General features: G+C 70.5%; 21 protein-coding genes. 13 read left to right on the forward strand and 8 right to left on the reverse strand.

The window, feature by feature from the left end; all coding sequences use genetic code 11:
* Window positions 1-308: 308 nt before the first annotated feature.
* Both C4T78_RS04195 and C4T78_RS04200 read right to left on the reverse strand, forming a co-directional pair.
* Complete coding sequence (locus tag C4T78_RS04195) at window positions 309-728, reverse strand: VOC family protein (protein WP_093347012.1); 420 nt, start codon at window positions 726-728, stop codon at window positions 309-311.
* Between the two features lie 71 nt (window positions 729-799).
* On the reverse strand, window positions 800-2,047 hold the full coding sequence (locus tag C4T78_RS04200) for a flavin-dependent oxidoreductase (RefSeq protein ID WP_093347009.1): 1,248 nt from the start codon (window positions 2,045-2,047) through the stop codon (window positions 800-802).
* A 721-nt stretch (window positions 2,048-2,768) separates the two neighbouring features.
* Between C4T78_RS04200 and C4T78_RS04205 the strand changes: the two genes are divergently transcribed.
* Complete coding sequence (locus tag C4T78_RS04205; RefSeq protein ID WP_235863034.1) at window positions 2,769-4,040, forward strand: HNH endonuclease signature motif containing protein; 1,272 nt, start codon at window positions 2,769-2,771, stop codon at window positions 4,038-4,040.
* 230 nt (window positions 4,041-4,270) lie between these two features.
* A complete protein-coding gene (locus C4T78_RS04210) occupies window positions 4,271-5,092 on the forward strand; it encodes a universal stress protein (protein ID WP_093348460.1) in 822 nt (273 codons plus the stop codon).
* A gap of 25 nt (window positions 5,093-5,117) precedes the next feature.
* Here the strand turns inward: C4T78_RS04210 and C4T78_RS04215 are convergent, their stop codons facing one another.
* Complete coding sequence (locus C4T78_RS04215; protein WP_093347006.1) at window positions 5,118-6,068, reverse strand: nitroreductase family protein; 951 nt, start codon at window positions 6,066-6,068, stop codon at window positions 5,118-5,120.
* Between the two features lie 66 nt (window positions 6,069-6,134).
* A complete protein-coding gene (locus C4T78_RS04220; protein ID WP_093347003.1) occupies window positions 6,135-6,383 on the reverse strand; it encodes an SHOCT domain-containing protein in 249 nt (82 codons plus the stop codon).
* A gap of 196 nt (window positions 6,384-6,579) precedes the next feature.
* Here C4T78_RS04220 and C4T78_RS04225 point away from each other — a divergent pair, with 196 nt between their 5' ends.
* The 4 genes from C4T78_RS04225 to C4T78_RS04240 all read left to right on the forward strand — a co-directional run bounded on the left by C4T78_RS04225 (window position 6,580) and on the right by C4T78_RS04240 (window position 10,912).
* A complete protein-coding gene (locus tag C4T78_RS04225) occupies window positions 6,580-8,022 on the forward strand; it encodes a sugar porter family MFS transporter (RefSeq protein ID WP_218161456.1) in 1,443 nt (480 codons plus the stop codon).
* A complete protein-coding gene (locus C4T78_RS36290) occupies window positions 8,019-9,170 on the forward strand; it encodes an FUSC family protein (RefSeq protein WP_177247399.1) in 1,152 nt (383 codons plus the stop codon). The genes C4T78_RS04225 and C4T78_RS36290 overlap by 4 nt, the downstream gene beginning before the upstream one ends.
* A 66-nt stretch (window positions 9,171-9,236) precedes the next feature.
* A complete protein-coding gene (locus tag C4T78_RS04235) occupies window positions 9,237-10,271 on the forward strand; it encodes a glucose 1-dehydrogenase (protein WP_235863151.1) in 1,035 nt (344 codons plus the stop codon).
* A 56-nt stretch (window positions 10,272-10,327) separates the two neighbouring features.
* Complete coding sequence (locus C4T78_RS04240) at window positions 10,328-10,912, forward strand: hypothetical protein (protein WP_093346999.1); 585 nt, start codon at window positions 10,328-10,330, stop codon at window positions 10,910-10,912.
* 16 nt (window positions 10,913-10,928) lie between these two features.
* On the opposite strand, the gene C4T78_RS04245 is transcribed toward C4T78_RS04240, so the two are convergent.
* The 4 genes from C4T78_RS04245 to C4T78_RS04260 all read right to left on the reverse strand — a co-directional run bounded on the left by C4T78_RS04245 (window position 10,929) and on the right by C4T78_RS04260 (window position 14,505).
* Window positions 10,929-12,386: a hypothetical protein gene (locus C4T78_RS04245; protein ID WP_093346996.1), complete on the reverse strand. Its 1,458-nt coding sequence runs from the start codon at window positions 12,384-12,386 to the stop codon at window positions 10,929-10,931.
* Window positions 12,383-13,117 (reverse strand): ABC transporter ATP-binding protein, encoded by a 735-nt coding sequence (locus tag C4T78_RS04250; RefSeq protein WP_093346995.1) that lies wholly within the window; start codon window positions 13,115-13,117, stop codon window positions 12,383-12,385. Before C4T78_RS04250 ends, C4T78_RS04245 begins: the two co-directional genes overlap by 4 nt.
* An 81-nt stretch (window positions 13,118-13,198) precedes the next feature.
* Window positions 13,199-14,104, reverse strand: a complete 906-nt coding sequence (locus tag C4T78_RS04255) for a M56 family metallopeptidase (protein ID WP_093346993.1) — start codon at window positions 14,102-14,104, stop codon at window positions 13,199-13,201.
* Window positions 14,101-14,505 (reverse strand): BlaI/MecI/CopY family transcriptional regulator, encoded by a 405-nt coding sequence (locus tag C4T78_RS04260; RefSeq protein WP_093346990.1) that lies wholly within the window; start codon window positions 14,503-14,505, stop codon window positions 14,101-14,103. Before C4T78_RS04260 ends, C4T78_RS04255 begins: the two co-directional genes overlap by 4 nt.
* Before the next feature lie 1,034 nt (window positions 14,506-15,539).
* On the opposite strand from C4T78_RS04260, the gene C4T78_RS36750 reads away from it, so the two are divergent.
* The 7 genes from C4T78_RS36750 to C4T78_RS04290 all read left to right on the forward strand — a co-directional run bounded on the left by C4T78_RS36750 (window position 15,540) and on the right by C4T78_RS04290 (window position 20,713).
* Window positions 15,540-15,950, forward strand: coding sequence for a cupin domain-containing protein (locus C4T78_RS36750; RefSeq protein WP_218161455.1), 411 nt, complete (start codon window positions 15,540-15,542; stop codon window positions 15,948-15,950).
* 2 nt (window positions 15,951-15,952) lie between these two features.
* Window positions 15,953-16,279 carry a hypothetical protein gene (locus C4T78_RS36755; protein WP_218161454.1) on the forward strand — a complete coding sequence of 109 codons (327 nt, stop codon included), beginning with the start codon at window positions 15,953-15,955 and terminating at the stop codon, window positions 16,277-16,279.
* On the forward strand, window positions 16,276-16,677 hold the full coding sequence (locus C4T78_RS04270) for a cupin domain-containing protein (protein WP_093346987.1): 402 nt from the start codon (window positions 16,276-16,278) through the stop codon (window positions 16,675-16,677). Before C4T78_RS36755 ends, C4T78_RS04270 begins: the two co-directional genes overlap by 4 nt.
* Window positions 16,670-17,389, forward strand: a complete 720-nt coding sequence (locus C4T78_RS04275; protein ID WP_093346984.1) for a cupin domain-containing protein — start codon at window positions 16,670-16,672, stop codon at window positions 17,387-17,389. Before C4T78_RS04270 ends, C4T78_RS04275 begins: the two co-directional genes overlap by 8 nt.
* On the forward strand, window positions 17,386-17,772 hold the full coding sequence (locus tag C4T78_RS04280; protein ID WP_093346980.1) for a cupin domain-containing protein: 387 nt from the start codon (window positions 17,386-17,388) through the stop codon (window positions 17,770-17,772). Before C4T78_RS04275 ends, C4T78_RS04280 begins: the two co-directional genes overlap by 4 nt.
* A 36-nt stretch (window positions 17,773-17,808) precedes the next feature.
* Window positions 17,809-19,359: a GMC oxidoreductase gene (locus C4T78_RS04285; RefSeq protein ID WP_093346979.1), complete on the forward strand. Its 1,551-nt coding sequence runs from the start codon at window positions 17,809-17,811 to the stop codon at window positions 19,357-19,359.
* A gap of 130 nt (window positions 19,360-19,489) precedes the next feature.
* Window positions 19,490-20,713: a DegT/DnrJ/EryC1/StrS family aminotransferase gene (locus tag C4T78_RS04290; RefSeq protein WP_093346977.1), complete on the forward strand. Its 1,224-nt coding sequence runs from the start codon at window positions 19,490-19,492 to the stop codon at window positions 20,711-20,713.
* The last annotated feature ends 35 nt before the right edge of the window (window positions 20,714-20,748 follow it).

Below are 20,748 nucleotides of genomic sequence, written 5' to 3' on the forward strand. Positions count from 1 at the left end.
TCTCCGGCGGCAGAAGCAACGATGTCCACCGCTCTCGTGCTGATCGGCGACCCGAGGGTGGTAGTGCTCGACGACTCACCACCGGTCTCGACCCGCAGGCCCGCCGCGACGCCTGGGAGCTCATCGAACTCGTCCGCGACCGCGGCGGCACGATCCTGCTGGTCACGCGCTTCATGGACGAAGCGCCACGGCTGTGCGACTCGCGGTGATCGACTCCGGCCGGGTCGCCGCCGTCGACATCCCGAACGATGTGGCCTCCAGCGTCGACGACACGCGTCCGGTGCTCCTCACCTGACGCAAGCGGCAGGTCAGCGGGTATCCGGAGCCGGGGCCAGGAACTCCAGACGGTTGCCGGGGTCGCCCTTCGCGCAGAACCTCCGGTGGCCGTGGAAGTCATCGTCCCAGGTGACCTCGACTCCCCTGCCCTCCAGCCGCTTCGCGAGGCCGTCGAGGTCTGCGACCAGGATGCCGGGGTGCGCCTTCTTCGCCGGGCGGGAGTCCTCCTCCACGCCGAGGTGGATCTCCAGGTCGTCGGCCCGGACCCACAGGCCGCCGCTGGCGGCGAGCACCGGCGGTTTCCGGGTCTCCGTCATGCCCAGCACGTCCACCCAGAACCGGCGGCAGTCGTCCTCGCTGTTCGGCGGGATCGACAGCTGCACGTGGTGCAGACCGAAGCCGAGCCCGGAAGTGGTCTCGGCGACGTCATCGGGCTGCGCGTTGTCGGGCAATTCCCCGGTTCTCTCCCATCGTCGCGATCCGGCGCTCAGTGGATCAAGACCGCTCACCCAGCGCCAGGTCTTCACTGCGGCGGGCCGTTCACCTGCTGCTGGGAGGCTCCCGATGCTTGGGCGTAGGCGGCGATGACCGCTTCGAGCGTTGCCGGGTCGATCACGTCGTCGATGTGCGAAAAACCGTTCGGGGCGCGGCGTTCGACCTCGTCGATGACGTTCTCCGGGCCGCCTCGGCGGTTTCGGAGCACGATCTCGCTGGTGGTCGCCAAGCGGTCGTGCTGGTAGGCCAGCAGTGCTTCGGCGGGATCGGAGCACTGCGCCAAGTGGCCGCCGAGGCAGGTGGCGTCGAGGATCGCCTGCCCTGCTCCGTTGGAGCCCATCGGGTACATCGGGTGGGCCGCGTCGCCCAGCAGCGTCACCCGACCGCGGGTCCAGGCGGGCAGCGGATCGCGGTCGCACATCGGGAACTCGAAGATCTCCTCGGTGGCCTCGACCAGCCCGGCGTGGTCGACCGCGGGCGACCGGAACCGCCCGATGTAGCGGGCCAGCTCCGCCCGGTCGCCGGGCCTGGCCCAGTCCTGGCGCTTCGGCGGCGCTGCACCGGGTTTCCCGGTCTGCACGCAGATCGCCCAGTTGGTGAGCCGGGTACCGGGACTCCGGCCCGCCGCGATCGGGTAGACGACCAGCTTGGCCGCGGTGCCACCTGCGACGATCATCGAACGGCCGCCGTCGAACTCCGGCCAGTCGGTCGCGCCGCGCCACATCATGACACCGTTCCACCGGGGAGGCCCTTCCGCTGGGAAGAGGATGGAGCGCACCGTCGAATGGATGCCGTCGGCGGCCACCAGGACGTCGCCGCGCTCGGTGACCGGGGCGCCACCGCGCCGGTCTGCGAAGTGCGCCTGGACTCCGCCGGCGTCCTGGGTGAACGCGGTGAGCCGGTGTCCGGTCCGCACCGCGTCGGCACCCAGGCGTGCTCGGACCGCACGCAGCAGCACGGCCTGCAACCTGCCCCGGTGCAGGCAGAACTGCGGGAAGTCGAATCCGGCGTCGAGCCCGCACGGCTTGCGCAGGATCACCGGCCCGAGTCGGTGGGCGTAGCAGAGCTCGCGAGTGCGGATCCCGATCTCGTCCAGCGGGTCGAGCAGGCCGAGCGCGGCCAGCTCCTTGACCGCGTGCGGCAGCGCGTTGATCCCGACGCCCAGTTCGGTGGTGTGTTGGCTCTGCTCGTGGACCGCGCAGTCGATTCCTTCGCGGTGCAGGTGCAGAGCGGTGGTCAGGCCACCGATCCCGGCTCCGACGATGATGACCTTCACAGTCGCCTCCTGCGCAGACCTCACCCCTAGGGTGGCCGAGGTGGGCGGAGTGCACTACCGCCGGTCGGCATCCGGTTGTTGGGCGGGGTCGATCGTCAGTCGGGCCCCTTGCGTTGGTTCTCTGTGGTCGGCCCCGGTTTCCGAGTTGATCGGGGCTTTTCTCGCGCGAAGTCGTCGATGCCTGCGCCTGGGGTGGGACGGTTCCGCGCGAATCGCGGAAGCCTCGGACCATCCTTGACCGTCGCGCTCACGAGCCGGCCGCTCCGCATTGACTGTTCGAGCGTTTGATTCGACGTTGAAGGTGCCGACTTCCCTCGGCGCAGAGGGTCACCGCCGTCTGCCGCCGAACGAGCACCCCGCGCCCGCGAACACGAGCAGGGTGTGTTTTCCGGCGGGTTTCCGGTATCGGTGATGGATCGGGGACGTTCAGGACGGCTTCGCAGGCGTGGTTTCGCCGCTTCCTGCTGAGACGTCGTCAGCTTCGGAATTCCGGTGATCTTCTTGCTGCGGCTTCTTGGTCGTGCTGCTGATCGGCTTGTCGTGTAGGGGTTTTCGCGTTTTCGGGGCCTTGATCACCTGATCGAGGGATGGTTATTGAATCGAAATTTCGTTCGATTGCTGTGAGAATGGGTGCGTGGACGTCATGGAGTTGGTTTCCGGGTCGGGTGCGGGTGATCGAAGCCCGCAGTCGGCTGTTGCGGCCTGCTCCGATTCGGAGCTGATGGCCGTGATCAGTGATGCCGAAGCCGTGATGCGGGCCGCGATGGCAGTGCAGCTGCGGGCCATCGCTGAAGCCGAGGAGCGTCGCATTCCCACCGGGCAGGGTGCGCGGAAGACCGAGACGTGGTTGCGGGCCACGCTCAACATCGCCGCGGGCGAGGCGAAGAACCGGGTGCTGGCGGCGCGGATGGCCACCGAGCGCACCAATCTGCAGGGCGAGACGATCCCTGCCGAACTGCCCGCCACGGCCGAAGCCATCGCTGCTGGGGCGATGACGGTGGCGCATGCACGAGTGATCATCGACGGCGTGCGCCGGATGGCACCGGTCTGCACTCCTGTCGAGCTGGGCCAGGCCGAGTCGATGCTTGCCGGATACGCGCGCGACCACTGCCCGCACGACTTGGCGAAGCTCGCCGAGCGGATCCGCTACTACTTCGACCAGGACGGGGCGTTCCGCACCGAAGAAGTTCAGCACGCATTGAGGGAGTTGCACTACGGCACCGCCGCCGACGGGATGACCGTGATCAACGCACGTCTCGACCGGGAAACCGGCGCGAAGTTCCGCGCTGCGCTGCAGCCGCTGGCCGCGCCCCGCCCCACCGTGGACGGCGAGCCCGACCCGCGCGGTCCCGGCCAGCGCAACGCCGATGCCCTCAACGCGCTGCTGGACATCGCCATCGCTTCCGAGCAGCTGCCGCGCTCCGGTGGCCAGCGTCCGCACATCACGGTGACCATCGACTTCGACGACCTCGCCCGTGCACTCCGGGAACCCGGCGTGCTCCCGGGAACTCTGACCGCGACCGGTCAGCCGATCACCGCCGCCAACGTCCGACGGCTGGCCTGCGATGCCGAGATCCTCCCGGTCGTCCTCGGCAGTGACGGACTCCCCCTGGACGTCGGTCGTGCCGAGCGGACCGCTCCGCCCCACCTCCGGGCTGCGCTGCAGTTGCGTGACGGCACGTGCGCTTTTCCGGCATGCGACCGGCCGCCGGGGACACCGGAGGCACATCACATCGAGAGCTGGGTCGATGGCGGGGCCACCGATCTGGCCAACCTCGTCATGCTCTGCGGCCACCACCACCGAGCCGTCCACACCCAGCACTGGACCATCACCGTCGAGGACAACCGACCGGTCTTCACCCCACCCACCACAGTGGACCCCGAGCGGAGACCGAGACCGGGCGGTCGGCCCGTCGGAGCCGAGCACAACACCCTCCTCCAGCAGGTCATCCCACGACCACGCCGATCCGAGGAGACAACACATGCCGCCTGAGCCGCCCACCTCGGGCGGCCGCCCCCGCACGCCTAAATCACCTGAACCGAGCGCGCCGGCTCCTCGGTCTCCGCCTGGTGCACGTGAACACCGCCCTGGATGCAACCCGCTTGGACCGCGTGGCCGTGGGCGTGCCGAACCTGGTCGACGGGGTCGGGCGGCAGCGGGCAGCGGCATTCGGCGGTCCCGGTCGGGGTACCCGAGGTGGCGACCGGACACGGGAGGTCGGCATGCAATCAGGTGGGCAGGTGGTCGTCGGGGTGGACGGTTCCCCGGCATCGCTGGCAGCTGCCGCGTGGGCCGCCGACGAGGCCGAGCTCCGGCACGCCGAGCAGGTGCGGTTCGTGATGGTGTCCGGTGATCGAACGACCGACGACGAAGCCCGGGCGACCGTCGGTCCGGTAACGAGCAGGTTCGCCGAGCGCCGGTCCGGCGTGGAGGCGACCTCCGACGTCGTGCGCGGCGACCCCGCCGACGTGCTGGTCGGGCTCTCCGGCAGCGCGGAGCTGGTCGCGGTCGGTTCACGCGGGCGCAGCCCGCTGGCCGCGACGATGCTCGGGTCGGTCAGCGCCAAGCTGGCCGCGCACGCGCTGTGCCCGACCGTGGTCGTGCGGGAGCACCGCAGCAGCGGGCCGGTGGTGGTCGGGCTGGACAACTCCCCGCGCAGTCGCGCTGCGCTGCGATTCGCGTTCGACGCCGCAGCAAGGTACGGGTGCGAGCTCGTGGCCGCGCAGGTGTGGCAGGACTTCGATTACGCACCCGTCGTACCGCCCCTGGACTACGAACTGGAACAGCTGCGCGATGGAGCTCTGCGCAGCCTCGCCGAGCAGCTGGCGGGATGCACCGAGGACTACCCGGACGTGCCGGTCGAGCGGATCGCGCCGCGCGGGCACCCGGTGGCCGCGCTCTCCGGTGCAGCGGAGCAGGCGCGGCTGCTGGTCGTCGGCCACCGGGGGCGCGGCGGGTTCACCGGTCTCCTGCTGGGCTCAGTGGCGATGGGCGTGCTGCAGCACGCGCAATGCCCGGTAGCCGTCGTCCGGGATGGGCACTGACGGGCTCGTGGCACCTGCACCCGTGTCACCGCTCGTCCACGGACTCCGCCAACCTCCCGAAGCGCATCATCACCTGCGGCATCCCGGGGAAGCCGAGGCCTGCCGCCAGCCCGGACCGGACCTCCGCCAGGTGCAGCGGTTGTGTCATGACGGAGACGACCAGCCCGCGAGCGGTCGCCTCCAGCCACGTCTGCTCCACCGCGGAACCCACGCGGATCTGTTCTGCCGGCCCATCGGCCCCGGAACCCACGAGGAGCACCGCTTCCCGCTGGATGCGCGCGGAGAGCACGTGCTCGTCGGGCAACCGGGTGCGGCCGGTGGTCAGGCCCACCGCGGCCAGCCCCCGCTCACCGAGCCCCTCGCGGCGCAGACCGTCACCGGTGACCGTCGTCCACGAGGAAAGCTCCCGCTGGTAGTCGGCGTTGCCGCGGAACACGCGCCCCGCGTAGGTCAGCAGCCTCGCAACGCCCAACGCCTCGTCGGCGCCGGAGACCCAGCGACCGGTGACCCCGGGAGCCGCGATGGCCTCCAGCAGCACGTCCAGGGTGCTCGCCGGCAGCCCCGGCCCGTCGAACGGGCGTCGGCAACTCCAGCGGTCGAGCACCGCTGCCCCGCGACGCCGCTCCGCTTCGCTCGGATCAGCCCGCCCGGTCGCGGTGACCGTGGCCGTCACCAATCCGGAACTGGAGCCGAACTCCACTTCCGCGGTCCATCTCAGGCTGCGGATGGCCAGCACCAGGTTCGCCAACGCCGCGCCGCAGGAGATGCGGCGGTCCCGGCCTTCCGGGTCGTGCTGCACCAGCAGGGTCGGACGTTCGCGCAGTTCCGCGCTCCGTCCGCGCAGCGCGAGCGACCACGGGCGCGAGTTGTGCACCGACGGCGCGTTCTGGACCGCTCGATTGATGACCACCGATTCCGCCGCCGACCACTCCCCCGGTGCCTGGCGGCCTCCGACCTCACCCGCGGCCGTGTTCATCCGCTTCCCCCCTTCGCCTCGGGTTGCTGGGAAGTTCGTCATGAGATCTCTCCACATCGGATCCGGTCACGCGCGACGTCTTCGCTCGGTCAGCGTCTCCAGCCGCCGCCGGTACTCCTCCTCGTCGATCTCCCCGCGCGCGAAGCGCTCCGCCAGCACCTCCTCGGCACGAGTGCTACCGGAATCAGATCGTCCGGTCCGCTGGAGGTAGCGCACCAGCGCGATGATCGCGACGACCACGAGCACCCAGAACAGCACCATCCCCACCGCCATCACCAGCATCCCGAGAAGGCCCCATGCGCCCCCGTAGTACATCGCGATCCCTCCCGCAACAGCGCGTGCCGCCACCGTGACTCCACTGTTCGTCGAGCTGCGGCACCGGCCAAGAGGCGATGGTCACCGGCCTGCCGAATGCGGTGAGTGACGACCCCGCTCACCGGCGGGGGTAACTGGACCGGAATCCGTATGGGCGGGGACTGCCCGGGGTAGTCCCGACAGGATCGCGTCCGGAGTGAGCTTGGGGGTCACCATGGTTCAGGGCTTCTCGACTGAGCCGGGTACGCACGGTCCGATCACCGACGCGCGGCGGGCCGCCATGCGCAAGGTCTGGGTCTGGGCGGTGATCATCGCGGTCGGTGGTTTCCTGTTCGGGTTCGACACCGGTGTGATCTCCGGGGCGCTGCTCTACCTCGCGCCGGAGTTCGACCTCAGCCCGGCGATGCAGGGCGGCGTGGTCAGCGTTCTGCTGCTCGGTGCGATGGTCGGCGCCCTGGGGATCGGTGGCATCGCGGACCGGCTGGGGCGGCGGCCGGTGCTCGGGCTGGAAGGTGCGGTGTTCCTCGCCGGAACCGCACTGGCCGTGTCCGCCCAGAACTACGCGACTCTCATGGTGGCGCGCGTCGTCCTGGGGCTGGCGGTCGGCTCCGCCTCGGCCACCGTGCCGATCTACCTGTCCGAGATCGCACCGACTGCGATCCGGGGCCGCGTGCTGACCCTCAACCAGCTGATGATCACCATCGGCATCCTCTCCGCCTACGTCGTCAACGTGATCTTCTCCCCAGCCGGCGCCTGGCGGTGGATGCTCGGCATGGGCGCAATACCGGCACTGGTGCTGGTGGCCGCGGGCCTCGGGCTCGTTCCGGAATCGGCGCGGTGGTTGCTCGACAAGGGCAGGCGCGACGAGGCCAAGCGCACGATCATGCTGGTCACCGACGAAGCGACCGCGGAGCGGTTGATCTCCGCCCACGACGCGCATCAGCATCGGCCGGTCCCGCCGCAGCGCGGCGAGACGCGGAAGTCCGGCTGGGCGGCGCTGCTCTCCGCGGCGGTGCGCCCGGCGCTGATCGTCGGGCTGGTGCTGGCCGCCGTGCAACAGTTCGGCGGCATCAACACGATCATCTACTACGCGCCGACCATCATGACCCAGACCGGGCTCAGCGCCTCGAACTCCATCGTGTACTCGATCGCGATCGGCGTGATCAACCTGATCATGGCCGTCGTGGCCATCAAGCTGATCGACAAGGTGGGGCGCCGTCCGCTGCTCATCATCTCGCTGGCGGGCATGGCGATCAGCATCGGGATGCTGGGCGCGTCGTTCGCGCTGGGCATGCCGCCGGTGGTGACCCTGCTGTTCATGGTCGTCTACATCGCCGTCTACTCGGGCGGTCTAGGGCCGATCTTCTGGACGCTGATCGGCGAGCTGTTCCCGCCGTCCGCGCGCGCCGACGGTTCCAGCGCCTGCACCGCCGTGAACTGGGCCTCCAACTTCACCGTGAGCGCAGCGTTCCTGCCCGTCGTCACGGCGATCGGTGCGGCCGACACCTTCTACATCTTCGCGGGAATCTGCGTCTTCGCGCTGCTTTTCGTCTTCCGCTACGTGCCGGAGACGCGGAACAAGGACTACCCGCAGATCGACAGCTCCCTGCGGCAGCGCTTCCACCTGCAGACGACTTGAGCGAGTTCACCGGAAGAGCCGGTCAGACCTTCGGAAAGGCCTGGCGGAGGGTTGCCGCGGACTTCTGGCCGCTGCTGCAGACCACTCTCGCGGTCGTCGTCTCGTGGGTGCTGGCCGGTCAGCTGCACAACAGCCCGTTCTTCGCCCCGGTCGCCGCGGTGGTCGCGCTCAACGCCGATCGCGGCGAGCGCGGCATCAACGCCGTCCGGCTGATGCTCGGCGTGATCGTCGGGATCGTGGTCGCCGACATCGCCCTGCTGGGACACACTTCGAGGACCGTCGTACTCGCGGGAGCGACGTTCGTGGCCATGCTGATCTCGTTCGCGCTGGGCGGTTCTCGGCTGGTGATCGCCCAGGCCGCGGCCGGGGCGATCCTCACCGTCACCATCGGAGATCCGGCAGCAGGCACCGGGCGTCTGCTGGATGCGCTGATCGGCGCCGGAGTTGCTCTGGTGATCTCGCAGGTGCTTTTCCCCGCTGAACCGCTGAAGCTGTTGCGGCGCGCGGAGATGGCGGCGCTGGACGAAGTCGCGACCGCGCTCTCCCTCACCTGCAAGGCGCTCCGGACCCACGACAACACCTTCGCCGCGCAGGCGATCGACACCCTGCGCAATGCGGAGGATCCGCTCAGCGCGCTTTCCGGCATCCGCAAGCGCATTCGCGACGTGGCGCGGCGGGCGCCGTACTGGTGGCGCGGCGTGGCCGCCATCCGCCGGGAGGCCGAGCATTCCGGTGAGCTCGATCTGCTCGACAGCAGTTGCGTGACGCTCGTGCGCACGGTGAAGGCGACCGAGGAGAACCGGGTGCTGCTGGCACCCGCGATCGAACAACTCACCTGTGCCGCACGCACTCTGCAGCACTCGCTCAACGACGGTGCAGCCCGCCAGCGTGCCGCCGACCGGGCGCTGACGGCCGCCCGCGCCGTCGCGGCGATCGATCCGGGCAGCGATCAGCAGCTCAGCGCGGCCTGCGGGGCGGTGCGCATGGTCGCCACCGACCTCGTGGTCTTCGCCGGAGTCGAGGTCGGCGAGGCCAAAGCCGCAGTGCGCGGCGAAATCGAGCGGCCCGCGGTGATTCCGCCGGTGGCGCCGAGGCGAATTCCCTTCGCCCACCGGTTCCGGTTGCGAGGTGCCGCACATCCGAGGTGACCCGGCTCAGCGCGTGCGGTGCGCGCGAGCCTGAAAGTTCAACCCAGGGAGGTTTCGGTGAGAGCGATGACGGTGGTGCCGGGCGTGCCAGGTACGGCCGGTGTCAGCAGCAGGCCAGAGCCCTCGGTCAGCGACGGCGACGTCCTGGTGGAGGGGCTGTCGGTCGGGATTTGCGGCACTGACGCCGAAATCGTCAACGGCGGCCACGGGGCCGCGCCATCGGGGCGCGAAGAGCTGATCCTCGGGCACGAATCCCACGGCCGCGTGCTCGAAGCGCCGGACGGCAGCGGATTCGCCGCGGGCGATGTCGTCGCGGGCATCGTGCGGCGGCCGGACGACTGCCCGTGCTGCCGGGCCGGGCAGTGGGACTTCTGCCGGACCGGCCGCTACGTCGAGCGCGGGATCCAGCGCGCGGACGGTTTCGGCAGCCAGCGCTGGCGGGTGCCGGCGGAGTTCCTGGTCAAGCTCGACCCGGGCCTCGGCGAGACCGGCGTGCTGATGGAGCCGACGACGATCGTGACCAAGGCGTGGGAGCAGGTCCAGTACATCCGCCGCCGCGCCTGCCACGTCGGCGACGTCGCGCTGATCACCGGCGCCGGCCCGATCGGGCTGCTCGCGGCGATGATCAGCGTGCAGCTCGGCTACGACACGCACGTCTACGACCGCAGCGACGCCGGTGCCAAACCCGAACTGGTCAGAGCTCTTGGCGGCACCTTCCACGTCGCCGACGCGGTCACCGACATCGGGGTCCGCCCGGATGCGGTGGTGGAGGCCACCGGCGCCGGGGTCGTGGTGGCCGACCTGATGCAGGTGGTGGGGCCCAACGCGGTGCTCTGCCTGACCGGCCTCGGTTCGGGCACGCACCGGATCCCGATGGAGATGGACCGGGTCAACAGCTGGTTCGTGATGGGGAACCAGGTGGTGGTCGGCTCGGTGAACGCCAACCGCAGCCACTACGAGCGAGCGGCGGACCACCTGGCGGGAGCGGACCGGGGTTGGCTGCGGGCGCTCCTGACCCGCAAGGTCCCGCTGTCCTCGTGGACCGACGCCCTGGAGCGCAGGCCGGACGACATCAAGGTCGTCGTGGACCTGCAGGCCTGACCCGGCCCGCGATCGCCTCCCGCGGTTCTCGCCCGTGCTGGCACAATCACGCGGTTGTGACGACCCAGCAGATCCTGGAGCGCGAAGCGCGCACCCGTTCCGAAGCGGACGCACTGGTGGCCGAACTGGGGCTGGAGGCCGAGCTGTCGGCGATCGGCTCCCCGACCCGGGTGGGCAGCTCGGCGCTCGGCGTGATGGTCCGTCGCGATGTCGACATCACCGTGACCTGCGCCGAACTCGACCGGGCCACGCACCGCGCGGTCGCCCGCCTCGGCGCGGAGCTGGCGCTGCACGAGCAGGTTCGCGAGGTGCGGCTCCGCGACGACACCGGGCGGTGGAACACCGACCCGATGTACCCCGATGGCCTGTACCTGAACATCTCGTGTCGCGACACCGCGGGTCACGAGTGGACGCTCGACATCTGGTTCGTCGACGAACCGGACCGCCAGCCCGACCTGGCGCACCTGCGCACGCTGGGCCCGCGGTTGGACGATGCGGCACGCGCAACCGTGCTGGCCATCAAGCACGAGCTGGCGACCCGGCCCGAGGACCCGATCGCCAGCTACGAGGTCTACCGCGCGGTGCTCGACCACGGCGTAGCCACTCCCGAGGAGTTCGCCGCTTGGCGGGTGCGCGGCTGAGCGGCCGAAGCGGCTCTCAGGAGTCGGCTGCTTTCCGGCGGGCCGCGCGGCTCGCGGCGAAGCCGAAGGCCACCGTCGCCACCGCGCTCACCGGCAGCGTGATCGACATCCGGGGCAGGTCCAGCAGGTTCGCCCAGGCCCACGGGACGAACGGCCACAGGTGCTGCTGGAGCCCGGTGCCGCCGATCAGGATGCCGAGCAGGACGCCGATGACGGCGACCGTCACGCTGATCACCAGCGAGGTCCGGACCGCCAGCCAGAGACCGGCCGCGGTGAGCATCGCGCCGACCACCGCACCGGTGAGCGCGATCGGCCAGGTGTGCGCGAGCGGCAGTCCTGCCGCCAGGTACACCAGCGCAGTGGCCAGCGAGACGAGCGCGGTGATGGTGAGCGTGATCCCGGTCAGCGCCAGTGCCGGCCCGGTGGTTCCGGTGGGCCGGGCTGCGACCGCTCGCCAGCCCTGGCCGGTGGCCTGCCAGATCACCATTCCCAGCACGGAGGTCCCGATCGGCAGGACCACCAGGGTGAACAGCTCGACGCTGCGCGCCGGGTCGTGCCAGGGCAGCCACAGCGCGACCATGCCGACCGCCGCCGGGCACAGCCACCACAGCGCGGTCCGGTTCAGCGTGGCCAGCATCGCGCGCAGCACCCGGGGGTGGCCCGGCCGCTCCGCTTCGGCCGCCGCCTGCGCGGCTCGCTCAGGTTCGGACCGTCGAGATGCCCGGGGAACCGGCCGGTTCAGGCGAGGTAGGAGCAGGAACGGCACCGCGAGGACTGCGCCCAGCAGCATCGGCGCCCACGGCGAGGCCGCGGCCAGGGGATCGCCCGGCGGCAGGGCGATGCCGTTCGCATGGGTGCCCGTGATCGGCAGCGCGCCGCGGAGCATCCAGGTGAACGGCAGGAGCGGCCACGACGGGGATTCGGCGAAGAGCACGCCCAGCACCGTCCACACCAGACCGCCGCCGAGGACCACGAGCCAGCCGACGTGCATCGCCAGCCACAGCAGCATCGCGACGACACCGAGCTGCGACGCCCACAGCACGACGAGGAGTTCGACGGCGCGTCCCCACGGGATGCGGGTCACGTCGGACAGCAGGCCGATCACCAGCAGCATCGGAACGACGGCCAGGAAGTTGAGCAGGAGGACCCGCATCGCCAGGTCGGTGAACCGGCTCAGGCGGCGGAAGACCGGGCGCACCGGCCGGTACCAGGTGCCGCCGCCCCGGGCCGCGCGGTCGATGCGGGACGAGCCGGCCACCAGGAGTGCGGTCAGCATCGGGCCCGCGAACACCGCCCACAGGTTCTGCTGGCCGAAGGCTCGCTCCCAGCCGGCGCCACCGCCGATGCCGACCATCACCACCGTGTTGACCAGGCCGAACGCGAGCCCGGCCAGCGGCAGGCGGGCCACCGCGCTGCGCCGCCAGGTGGCGAACTCGGCCCGCAGGCTCTGCGGCAGCCCGATCTGCGCCGTCATGCGCGCACCCCGGTTCCGGTCAAGGCGAAGTAGGCGCGTTCGAGGTCGCCGTCCGGGGCGAAGTCGGCGATGCCGCCCTGGTATCGGAGCCGTCCCTCGGCGATCAACCCGATGTCGTCGGCGAGTGACGCCACTTCGCCGAGCAGGTGGCTGGACAGCACCACGGTGCGGCCGCCGTCGGTGAACCGGCGCAGCATGGTCCGCAGCGCGGCGATGCCCTCCGGGTCCAGCCCGTTCTGCGGTTCGTCGAGGATGAGCAGGTCCGGGTCGCCCAGCATCGCCATCGCCAGCGCGAGGCGGCCCTTCATCCCGGTGGAGAAGCTCTTGGCCTTCTTGCGACCGGCGTCGCTCAGCTCGACGGCGGCCAGCACGCGCTCCACTTCTGCCCCGGAAACTCCCAGCAGGTGCGCGTGCACCGCCAGGTTCTGCCGCGCGGAGAGGTGACCGTAGTAGCTGGGGCCGTTGATGCTCGCTCCGATGCGCGCCAGCGCTCCCCGGCTCCACGGTCGCCCGAACAACCGGATTTCGCCGGAACTGGGCGGAAGCAGGCCGAGGAGCATCTTCAGCGTGGTGGACTTGCCCGCGCCGTTCGGGCCGAGCAGACCGTAGATCCGGCCCGGCCGCACCACCAGGTGCACCGAGTCCACAGCGGTCACGGAGCCGAAAGTCCTGGTGAGACCGGCGGTCTGGACGACCGGGATCTCCCCGGGACCGGACGAGGGTGGACGCATCGACGAGCTCCAATCTGCTACATCGTGTAGCAATTCGTGGCGCGCGAAGTCCCGCGCCGGGAGGGAGTGCTGATCAGGAAGTCACAGCAGGACGACCACCAGACCGGCGGCCAGTGCTGCGACGGCGCGGACTGCCCACGTCCGCCACACCGGGAGATTCTTGGGCGCAGCAGCCAGCGCCTGCGCCCGGTGGACGAGTTCGACGTGCGGATCGAGGAAACCCGTCCCCGCCGGAACGAGATCTCGCCTCGCCATGGCGTCGATCTGAGCGCGGAGAGCACGCGCGACGGCGGGCGCACCCAGGGCGGCACGCGCCCGCTCGTCCGCCCGGAGCTCGGCCGCCAGCCGGACCTCGGCGAGCACCGCGCGCCTGCCCGGAATCCACCACCAGGACCGCAGCAGGCAGGTGGCCAGGAATATCCACAGTGGATGGCGGGCCCGCGCGTGGGCGCGCTCGTGCTCGATGATCGCGGGCGCGGCCGCGGACTCCGCGGTCGCCCGGTCCAGGACGATGCGCGGGCGGAACAACCCGGCGGTGCAGGCCACCTTCTCGCGCGAGCGGACGAGCCGCAGGTCGCCGCGCCGCTCGGGCGCCAGCGCGGCGACCCGGCGAGCACCGCGGATCACCTGGGCGAAACCGAGGGCGAAAGATGCGGCCAGCGAAGCGATCGGCAGCACGAAGAGAAGCAGCAGCACCTCGCCCGCCACGACGGTGAGCAGATCGTCGCCGTCGACCAGGACGTGGTTGCTGATCCCCCACGCCAGCGGCGCGCGCCAGGGCACCGCGTCGCGCAACGGGCTCTCCGGGAGGTACGGCACCGACATCGCCAGGAACGGCGTCATCGAGACGAGCACGGCGAGGAAGAACCGCTCGCGCGGCGGCAACCGCCGGATGACCCGCTTCGCCGCGTGCCACCCGGAGACCACTGCCAGCGGCCCCCACAACACGATGACGACCTGCGGATAGCCGAGCCAGTCGATGCTCATCGCGCACCACCGGGCTCATCATGGTCCTCGATCTCCGCCAGCAGGGCGCGCACCTGCGCGAGCTGTTCGGTGTCGTCGCGCACCGCGCGGACGAAGTTCGCCACGGCGAGGTCGCCGAAGCCGTCGACCAGCTGCCGCACCTGGGCGGCCGCCACCTCCTGCTCCACCTCGGACCGCGACCGGCTCGGCCAGTACACGTACTGGCGGCCTTCCTTGCGGCGAACCAGGAAACCCTTGCCCACGAGCCGCTCCATCACCGTCTTCACCGTGGTGTAGGCCTGGTCCCCGCGCAGCCGCTTGACGCACTCGGCCACGTCCATCTCGCCACCGGACCAGAGCACGTCGAGGATCGCCAACTCCAGCGGCCCGAAGTGCGCCGCCAGCCCCCGCCGCTTCGACATGCTACGGACCGTAGCAGAAGCCGGGGCGGCGATCCCGGCGAGGCCCGTTCTCGCTTTTCACCGGTGAACGACGGGAATCACCGAAACCCGCCACGGCCACCCATCGGCCCAGAGCCGGGAAAAGTGCGCACTCCCGAGCGCCGCCGAAATGGCGCGACCCGATTTCCACCGGTCCACATTCGACGCAGCCGAACACCTCCCCGAACCTGCCCATCGAAGCCCCGCGGGGAGCCCTCTCAAAATCACACACCAATCAGAAACCACCCGGCCAGCACTCGAACACCAGCACCGAAGCGAACAATTCTGCACAACCCCAGCCATCCGAACCCGGCCGAAGTCCACAATGAACGCGACATGGTGGGCGCGCCCGCACCCGACGCCGAATCGATCCGTCACGTGCCTTAATCGACCACAATGGAAGCCCGACACAGCGGAACTGAATCACCGAAAGCACCAGCGGCGCGGCCTGGAGCCAGAAGGAGGCACTGATCTGCGCAAATGCACCAAGGAAACCTTCAGGAACCGCATTTGGGCAAGTGAGACGAGGTGCCATTATTACCGAAGACAGTGGCCGGAAAATTGATAATGTGTGAATAACAGTTAACCCGACATGTGATGCGCGTCTCACCCGGACTGCCGATTGAGCGGAATGCGGCGGCCGGTAGTCTGACTTTTGGTCAGCGATGGACCGTGCGGTCGATCGATGCAACTGGGGCTCTCATTCGAATAGGTTTCGTCGCTCGTTCATGGTGCGGCAATGCCGCCGCGCCGAGCGCGTGAGTCGCTGGCTTCATTTCACACAATTCGACTCGGCAGACTTCTCGCGCAGACCCGGGCCGGGCCGAACCGAACCTGCTTCACCGAAACAGCTCAGCCGAACCGAGAAGCAACCCGGATCAGACGATCAGCGCAATTCCGGTCCGGCACCAGCAGCAATCCAGCAATCGTTTCCACGAATTCACGGGCACCTGGATTCCAAGGACGGTGGTGCTCGGACGCACCCCCGAAAAGACCGCGGACGTGAAGGAGAGCAGGTGGCAGAACACCTGGTGATCGCGGACCTCGACGAGACATCCGTCGTGCACGGCGTGCACGGCGCGGACGGCGCGTCGGAGTGGAAGTGCTTCGCCCGGCGGGACAACCTCTTCGGGCGCTGGGAGGCGGTCGAGTGGGCCGCGCTGCCGCCGGGCGGGATCAGCGGCGCGCACGTCCACACCCGCACCGAAGAGCTCTACTTCATCATCTCCGGCACCGGGGTCATGCTCCTCGACGGCCAGGAGCACCCGGTCGAGGCCGGTCACGTGATCCTCAACGGCCTCGGCACCCGGCACGGCCTGCGCAACACCGGCGACGACCGCTTGGAGTGGCTCGTCATCGAGGTGGTGGGGCCACCGATGGCAGCCGTCTACGCCCATCACCAGCAGCAGATCGACGTAAGGGGATGACGATGAGCAACGCCGTGGTGATCAACCTCCGCGAGGTGCGGGAGATCGACGCCGGGGACTTCCTCAGCGGCCCGCTCGGGCGCGTCCGCCTGCCGCAGCTCCAGCCCGGCCAGCGGGAAACGCTGATCGCCGAGGGCCAGGAGCACACGCTGTTCGTCGTGCGGGGCAACGGCGACGCGGTTTCCGGGTCGGCGACCGTGGCACTGCGGCCCGGCGTGGCGCTGACCCTGCCGCTGGGCAGCGAGGTCGCGGTCACCGCCGGCGACGAAGGCCTCGAGCTGTTCACCGCCAGCCTCGCCACGCCGCAGAGCCCGGGAGCCGCCGAATGATCGTCACCAACGCCGGCGGGCTGAGCCGGACGGCGGACGGCAGCGCCTGGCGCTGCCTGGCCCGCCGCGGCATGCTGCACAGCGAGTGCGAGGCCATCGACTACCTCCGGTTGCCGCCGGGCGCCGCGCGGGACGGGCGCGGCCGGGACGGCGTCGAAACGGCCTGGTTCGTCCTCAGTGGACATGGCCGCTTCGTCGACGGCGCGGATCGCTCCACCGCACTGCGCCCCGGAGATCTACTGTTCGCCGCCGGCGGTGCGCGCGGATCGGTGCACAACGATTCTCCCGGTGAGCTCGAACTGCTCTCCCTGACGGTGCTGCCCACCGCGGTGACCGATCGGCTGCCCGCGCGGGTTCCGGTGGCGCCGTGGCTGCTGGCCGGGGGCGACCATGACTGACCGGCTGGTGATCACCACGCTCGACGAGCCGTCCGAGGTCCACGAGATGCACGGCGGCGAGCTGGTCGCGCGGTGGAAGTGCCTGGTGCGGCGGAACAACATGTTCGGGCCGTGGGAGGCGGTGGAGCGCTCCTCGCTGCCGCCGGGCGCGGCCAGCGGCGTGCACCTGCACAGCCGGACCGAGCAGTTCGACTACGTCGTGTCCGGGCAGGGCGTCATGACGATCAACGGCACGGACCACCCGGTCGCCGCCGGTGACCTGATCACGACCTGCCTCGGCACCCGGCACGGCATCCGCAACACCGGCACCGAGGACCTGATCTGGTTGGTCATCGAGGTTTCCGGCCCCAGGATGGCGGAAGGCGTGCCGGACTCGGGCACCGAGGACGTCCGCGCCGAGGTGATCGACCTCCGCGAGGCCCGCGACGTCGACGCGCTGGACTACCTCGCCGGCCCGCTGCGCCGGGCGCGGCTGGTGCGCCTCGACTCGGGCCGCACCGAGTCCTTGGTGGCCGACGACCAGGAGCACGTGCTCTTCACGCTGAGCGGCACCGGGACCGCGACGGCCGGTGCCACCACCGTTCCGCTGCGCCACGGGGTGTCGGTTGGCCTGCCGCACCGCGGTGCCGCGTCGATCGAGGGCGGACCGGGCGGAGTGGAGTTCTTCGTGGTGAGCCTTGCCGTTCCGGCGAGCGCGGGAGGTGCGGCGTGATCGTTTCGCGAACCCACGACGGTCTCACCGAGACCTTCGACGGCGAGCTCGGCAACGCCGTGTGGCGGTGCCTCGGGCGCCGCGGGATGTTGTTCAGCGAGTGCGAGTCCTTCGACTACGTCCGGCTCGCACCGGGATCCGCCCTCGACGAGCGCGGCCGCGGCGACATCGAGGAGGCGTGGTTCGTGCTGCGCGGCCGCGGCGAGTTCCTCGCCGACGGCGAGGCTCCGCTGCGGCTCCGCGAGGGCGAGCTCGTCCTCTGCTCCCACGGAACCGCCGGCAGGTGGCGCGCTACCGAGGACTCCCCGCTCGAACTGCTCGTCCTGGCGCTCATGCCCGCTTCGGTGAGCCGACGGCTCCCGACGAGAACTCCGGCCGACTGACCCGAGCACCGACTGACACCAGAAGGGAGGGGACGTGTGAGCCACCAGCGCATCGAGGTCGACGTCCTCGTCGTGGGTTCCGGGCCGGTGGGCGCCACGTTCGCGCGCACGCTCGTCAACGGCGGGCGCCAGGTCGTGGTCGTGGACGCCGGTCCGCAGCTGTCCAGCAGACCGGGTGAACACCTGAAGAACCACCTCGCCTACCAGCACAGCCACGAGCGGTTCGGCGCGCTGATCCGCGGCCACCTGCACCCGCTGTCGCGCCCGTCCCGCGCGGTGGTCCCGCCGGAGGAGCTGATCAGCCTGGCCGCGGGCGTCGCCACCTACGCGGTCGGCGGCATGGCCACCCACTGGACGGGCGTGACGCCCCGGCACCACCCGACCGTCGAGCGCTCCAGCGCCATCCCGGCGGCCGACTGGGATTCGCTCTACGGCGAGGCCGAGGCGCTCCTCAACACGCGCACCGACCTGACCGCGAGCGCCATCTCCCACCAGGTGGTGCTCGACGCGCTCGCCGCCGAGTACGCGGAACTGCCCGCGCCGTACGGCGTTCAGCACCTGCCGATGGCCGCCGAGCGCCGCGCGGACAACCCGAGGCTGGTGCGCTGGACCGGTGTGGACACCATCCTCGGCCCGCTGGCCGACGGCGGCGCCGACGGGTTCGTCCTGCGCGAGCAGCACCAGTGCACGCGACTCGTGCCCGCGGCGGACGGGTCGCGCATCGAGTACGCCGAGATCGTCGACCACACCACCTGGCGGACGTTGCGCGTCGAGGCGAGCACGTACGTCGTCGCCTGCGGCGCCGTGCTCACCCCGCAGCTGCTCCACGCCTCCGGGATCCGCCCGCCGGCGCTCGGCCGGTACCTCACCGAGCAACCGGTCGCCTTCTGCCAGATCCTGCTCCGGGACGACCTGGTCGAGGGTGTCGCGGCGGACCCGCGCTTCGCCGAGCGGGTGGCGGCCCACCGGGCCGGCCACCCCGGAGACGCGGTGCCGATCCCGCTGGACGACCTCGATCCGAACGTGTGGATCCCGGTGTCGCCGGAGCGCCCGTGGCACTGCCAGATCCACCGCGATCTGCCCTACGACGACATGGTCGTGGACCCGGACCTCGACGGCAGGCTGGTGGTCGACCTGCGCTGGTTCGGGCTGGTCGACCCGAGGCCGGAGAACCGGGTCGTCTTCTCCGACACCGCCCGCGACCGCTACGGCATGCCGGAGGCGGGCTTCGAGTTCTCGCTCAGCGACTCCGACCGCGCCCGGCAGCACCGGATGATGGCGGACCTGCGGCGAGCCGCCGCCGCGCTCGGGCCGTACGTGCCCGGTTCCGAGCCGAGGTTCATCCTCCCCACGCTGCCGCTGCACATCGCGGGAACCACCCGGATGGGCACCGACCCGGACACCAGCGTGGTCGACCCCGGTTCCCGCGTCTGGGGCGTGGAGAACCTCTACCTCGGCGGCAACGGCCTGATCCCGACCGGCAACGCGAGCAACCCGACGCTGACGAGCGTGGCGATGGCGCTGCGCGCCGCACGCGGGATTCTCCGCGCCGGGCGAGCATTCCCGGCGGAGAGGGCACTCGCATGAACAGCCCGCGCGAACCACGGCAGTGCTCAGCCGCACGTCGGAGGAACGTGGCGCGACCCGGCCAGGAGAAACCCCGAAACGCACGACCGATCGCGAGCGCGACCAATCGCGGAAAGGCGGCACAGCACCCATGAGCGGCCCCGGATACCTGTTCCTCGGTGACGAAGAGAGGGCGCTGGTCCAGCAGGCGCTGGACGAGTGGCACCTGAACCGCTACCGGTTCGACGAAGCGGCCGGACCGTCCATGGTGTACTCGCTCGAGCGCGAGTTCGAGCAGCGCACCGGCGCCCCGCACTGCCTCGCCGTCAACAGCTGCACGTCCGCGCTGCTCACCGCGCTGGTGGCGCTCGGCGTCGGCCCCGGTGACGAGGTGATCGTGCCTGGCTACACGTTCATCGCCTCCATCGCCGCGATCGTGCACCGCGGTGCGGTCCCGGTTCTCGCCGAGATCGACGAGTCCCTCACCCTCGACCCGGCGGACGTGGCGCGCCGGATCACGCCCGCGACGAAGGCCATCGTCGCAGTGCACATGCTCGGCGCTCCGGCCGACGTGGGAGAGCTGCGGCGGATCGCCGACGAGCACGGTCTCTTCCTCATCGAGGACGCCGCACAGGCTTGCGGTGGCCGGTACCGGGGCCGTGCGCTCGGCACCATCGGGGACGCCGGGGCCTTCTCGCTCAACCTGTTCAAGATCATCACCAGCGGGGACGGCGGGCTGCTCACGTTGGCCGACGACACGGCTTACGAACGCGCCTTCGCCTTCCACGACCACGGGTTCAAGCCGCTGCGGCAGGGCATCGCCGACGCCGATTCGCTGTTCGGGATGAACCTGCGGATGCACGAGCTCAGCGGCGCCGTGGCACTGGGCCAGCTGCGCAAGATCGACGACATCCTGGGCGTGCTGCGCAAGCAGAAGACGGCGTTGCTGGACGCGATCGGCGAGCTGCCGGGCGTGACCCGCAGGCGCATCAACGATCCGGATGGCGAGTGCTTCTCGTTCCTGGTCCTGCAGTTCGAGACCGTCGAAGCGGCGCGCGCGGTGGCCGAACGGCTGGGCACCTCCACGCTCATCGACTCGGGCCGCCACTACTACGGGAACATGCCGCAGCTGCTCGCGCGCCGCACGCCCACGCCCTCGGAACACCCCTTCGCCTCCAGCGACCGGCGGTACGAGGCGAACATGCTCCCCCGCACCGACGAGATCCTCGGCCGGTCGATCGCCCTGTCGGTCGGCGTGGTCGACGCCTATCTCGGCTCGGGAGTCGGCATCAACCCGCTCTCGTCGCCGGACGAGATCGCCGCCGCCGCCCGCGCCGTCCAGTCAGCAGTCAACGAAGTGGTTGCGATGAAATGAACACACATGCGGTCGAAACCGCACTGACGGAGGCA

Source organism: Saccharopolyspora kobensis (assembly GCF_900108315.1).
In the GTDB taxonomy this organism is placed as follows: Bacteria; Actinomycetota; Actinomycetes; order Mycobacteriales; family Pseudonocardiaceae; genus Saccharopolyspora; species Saccharopolyspora kobensis.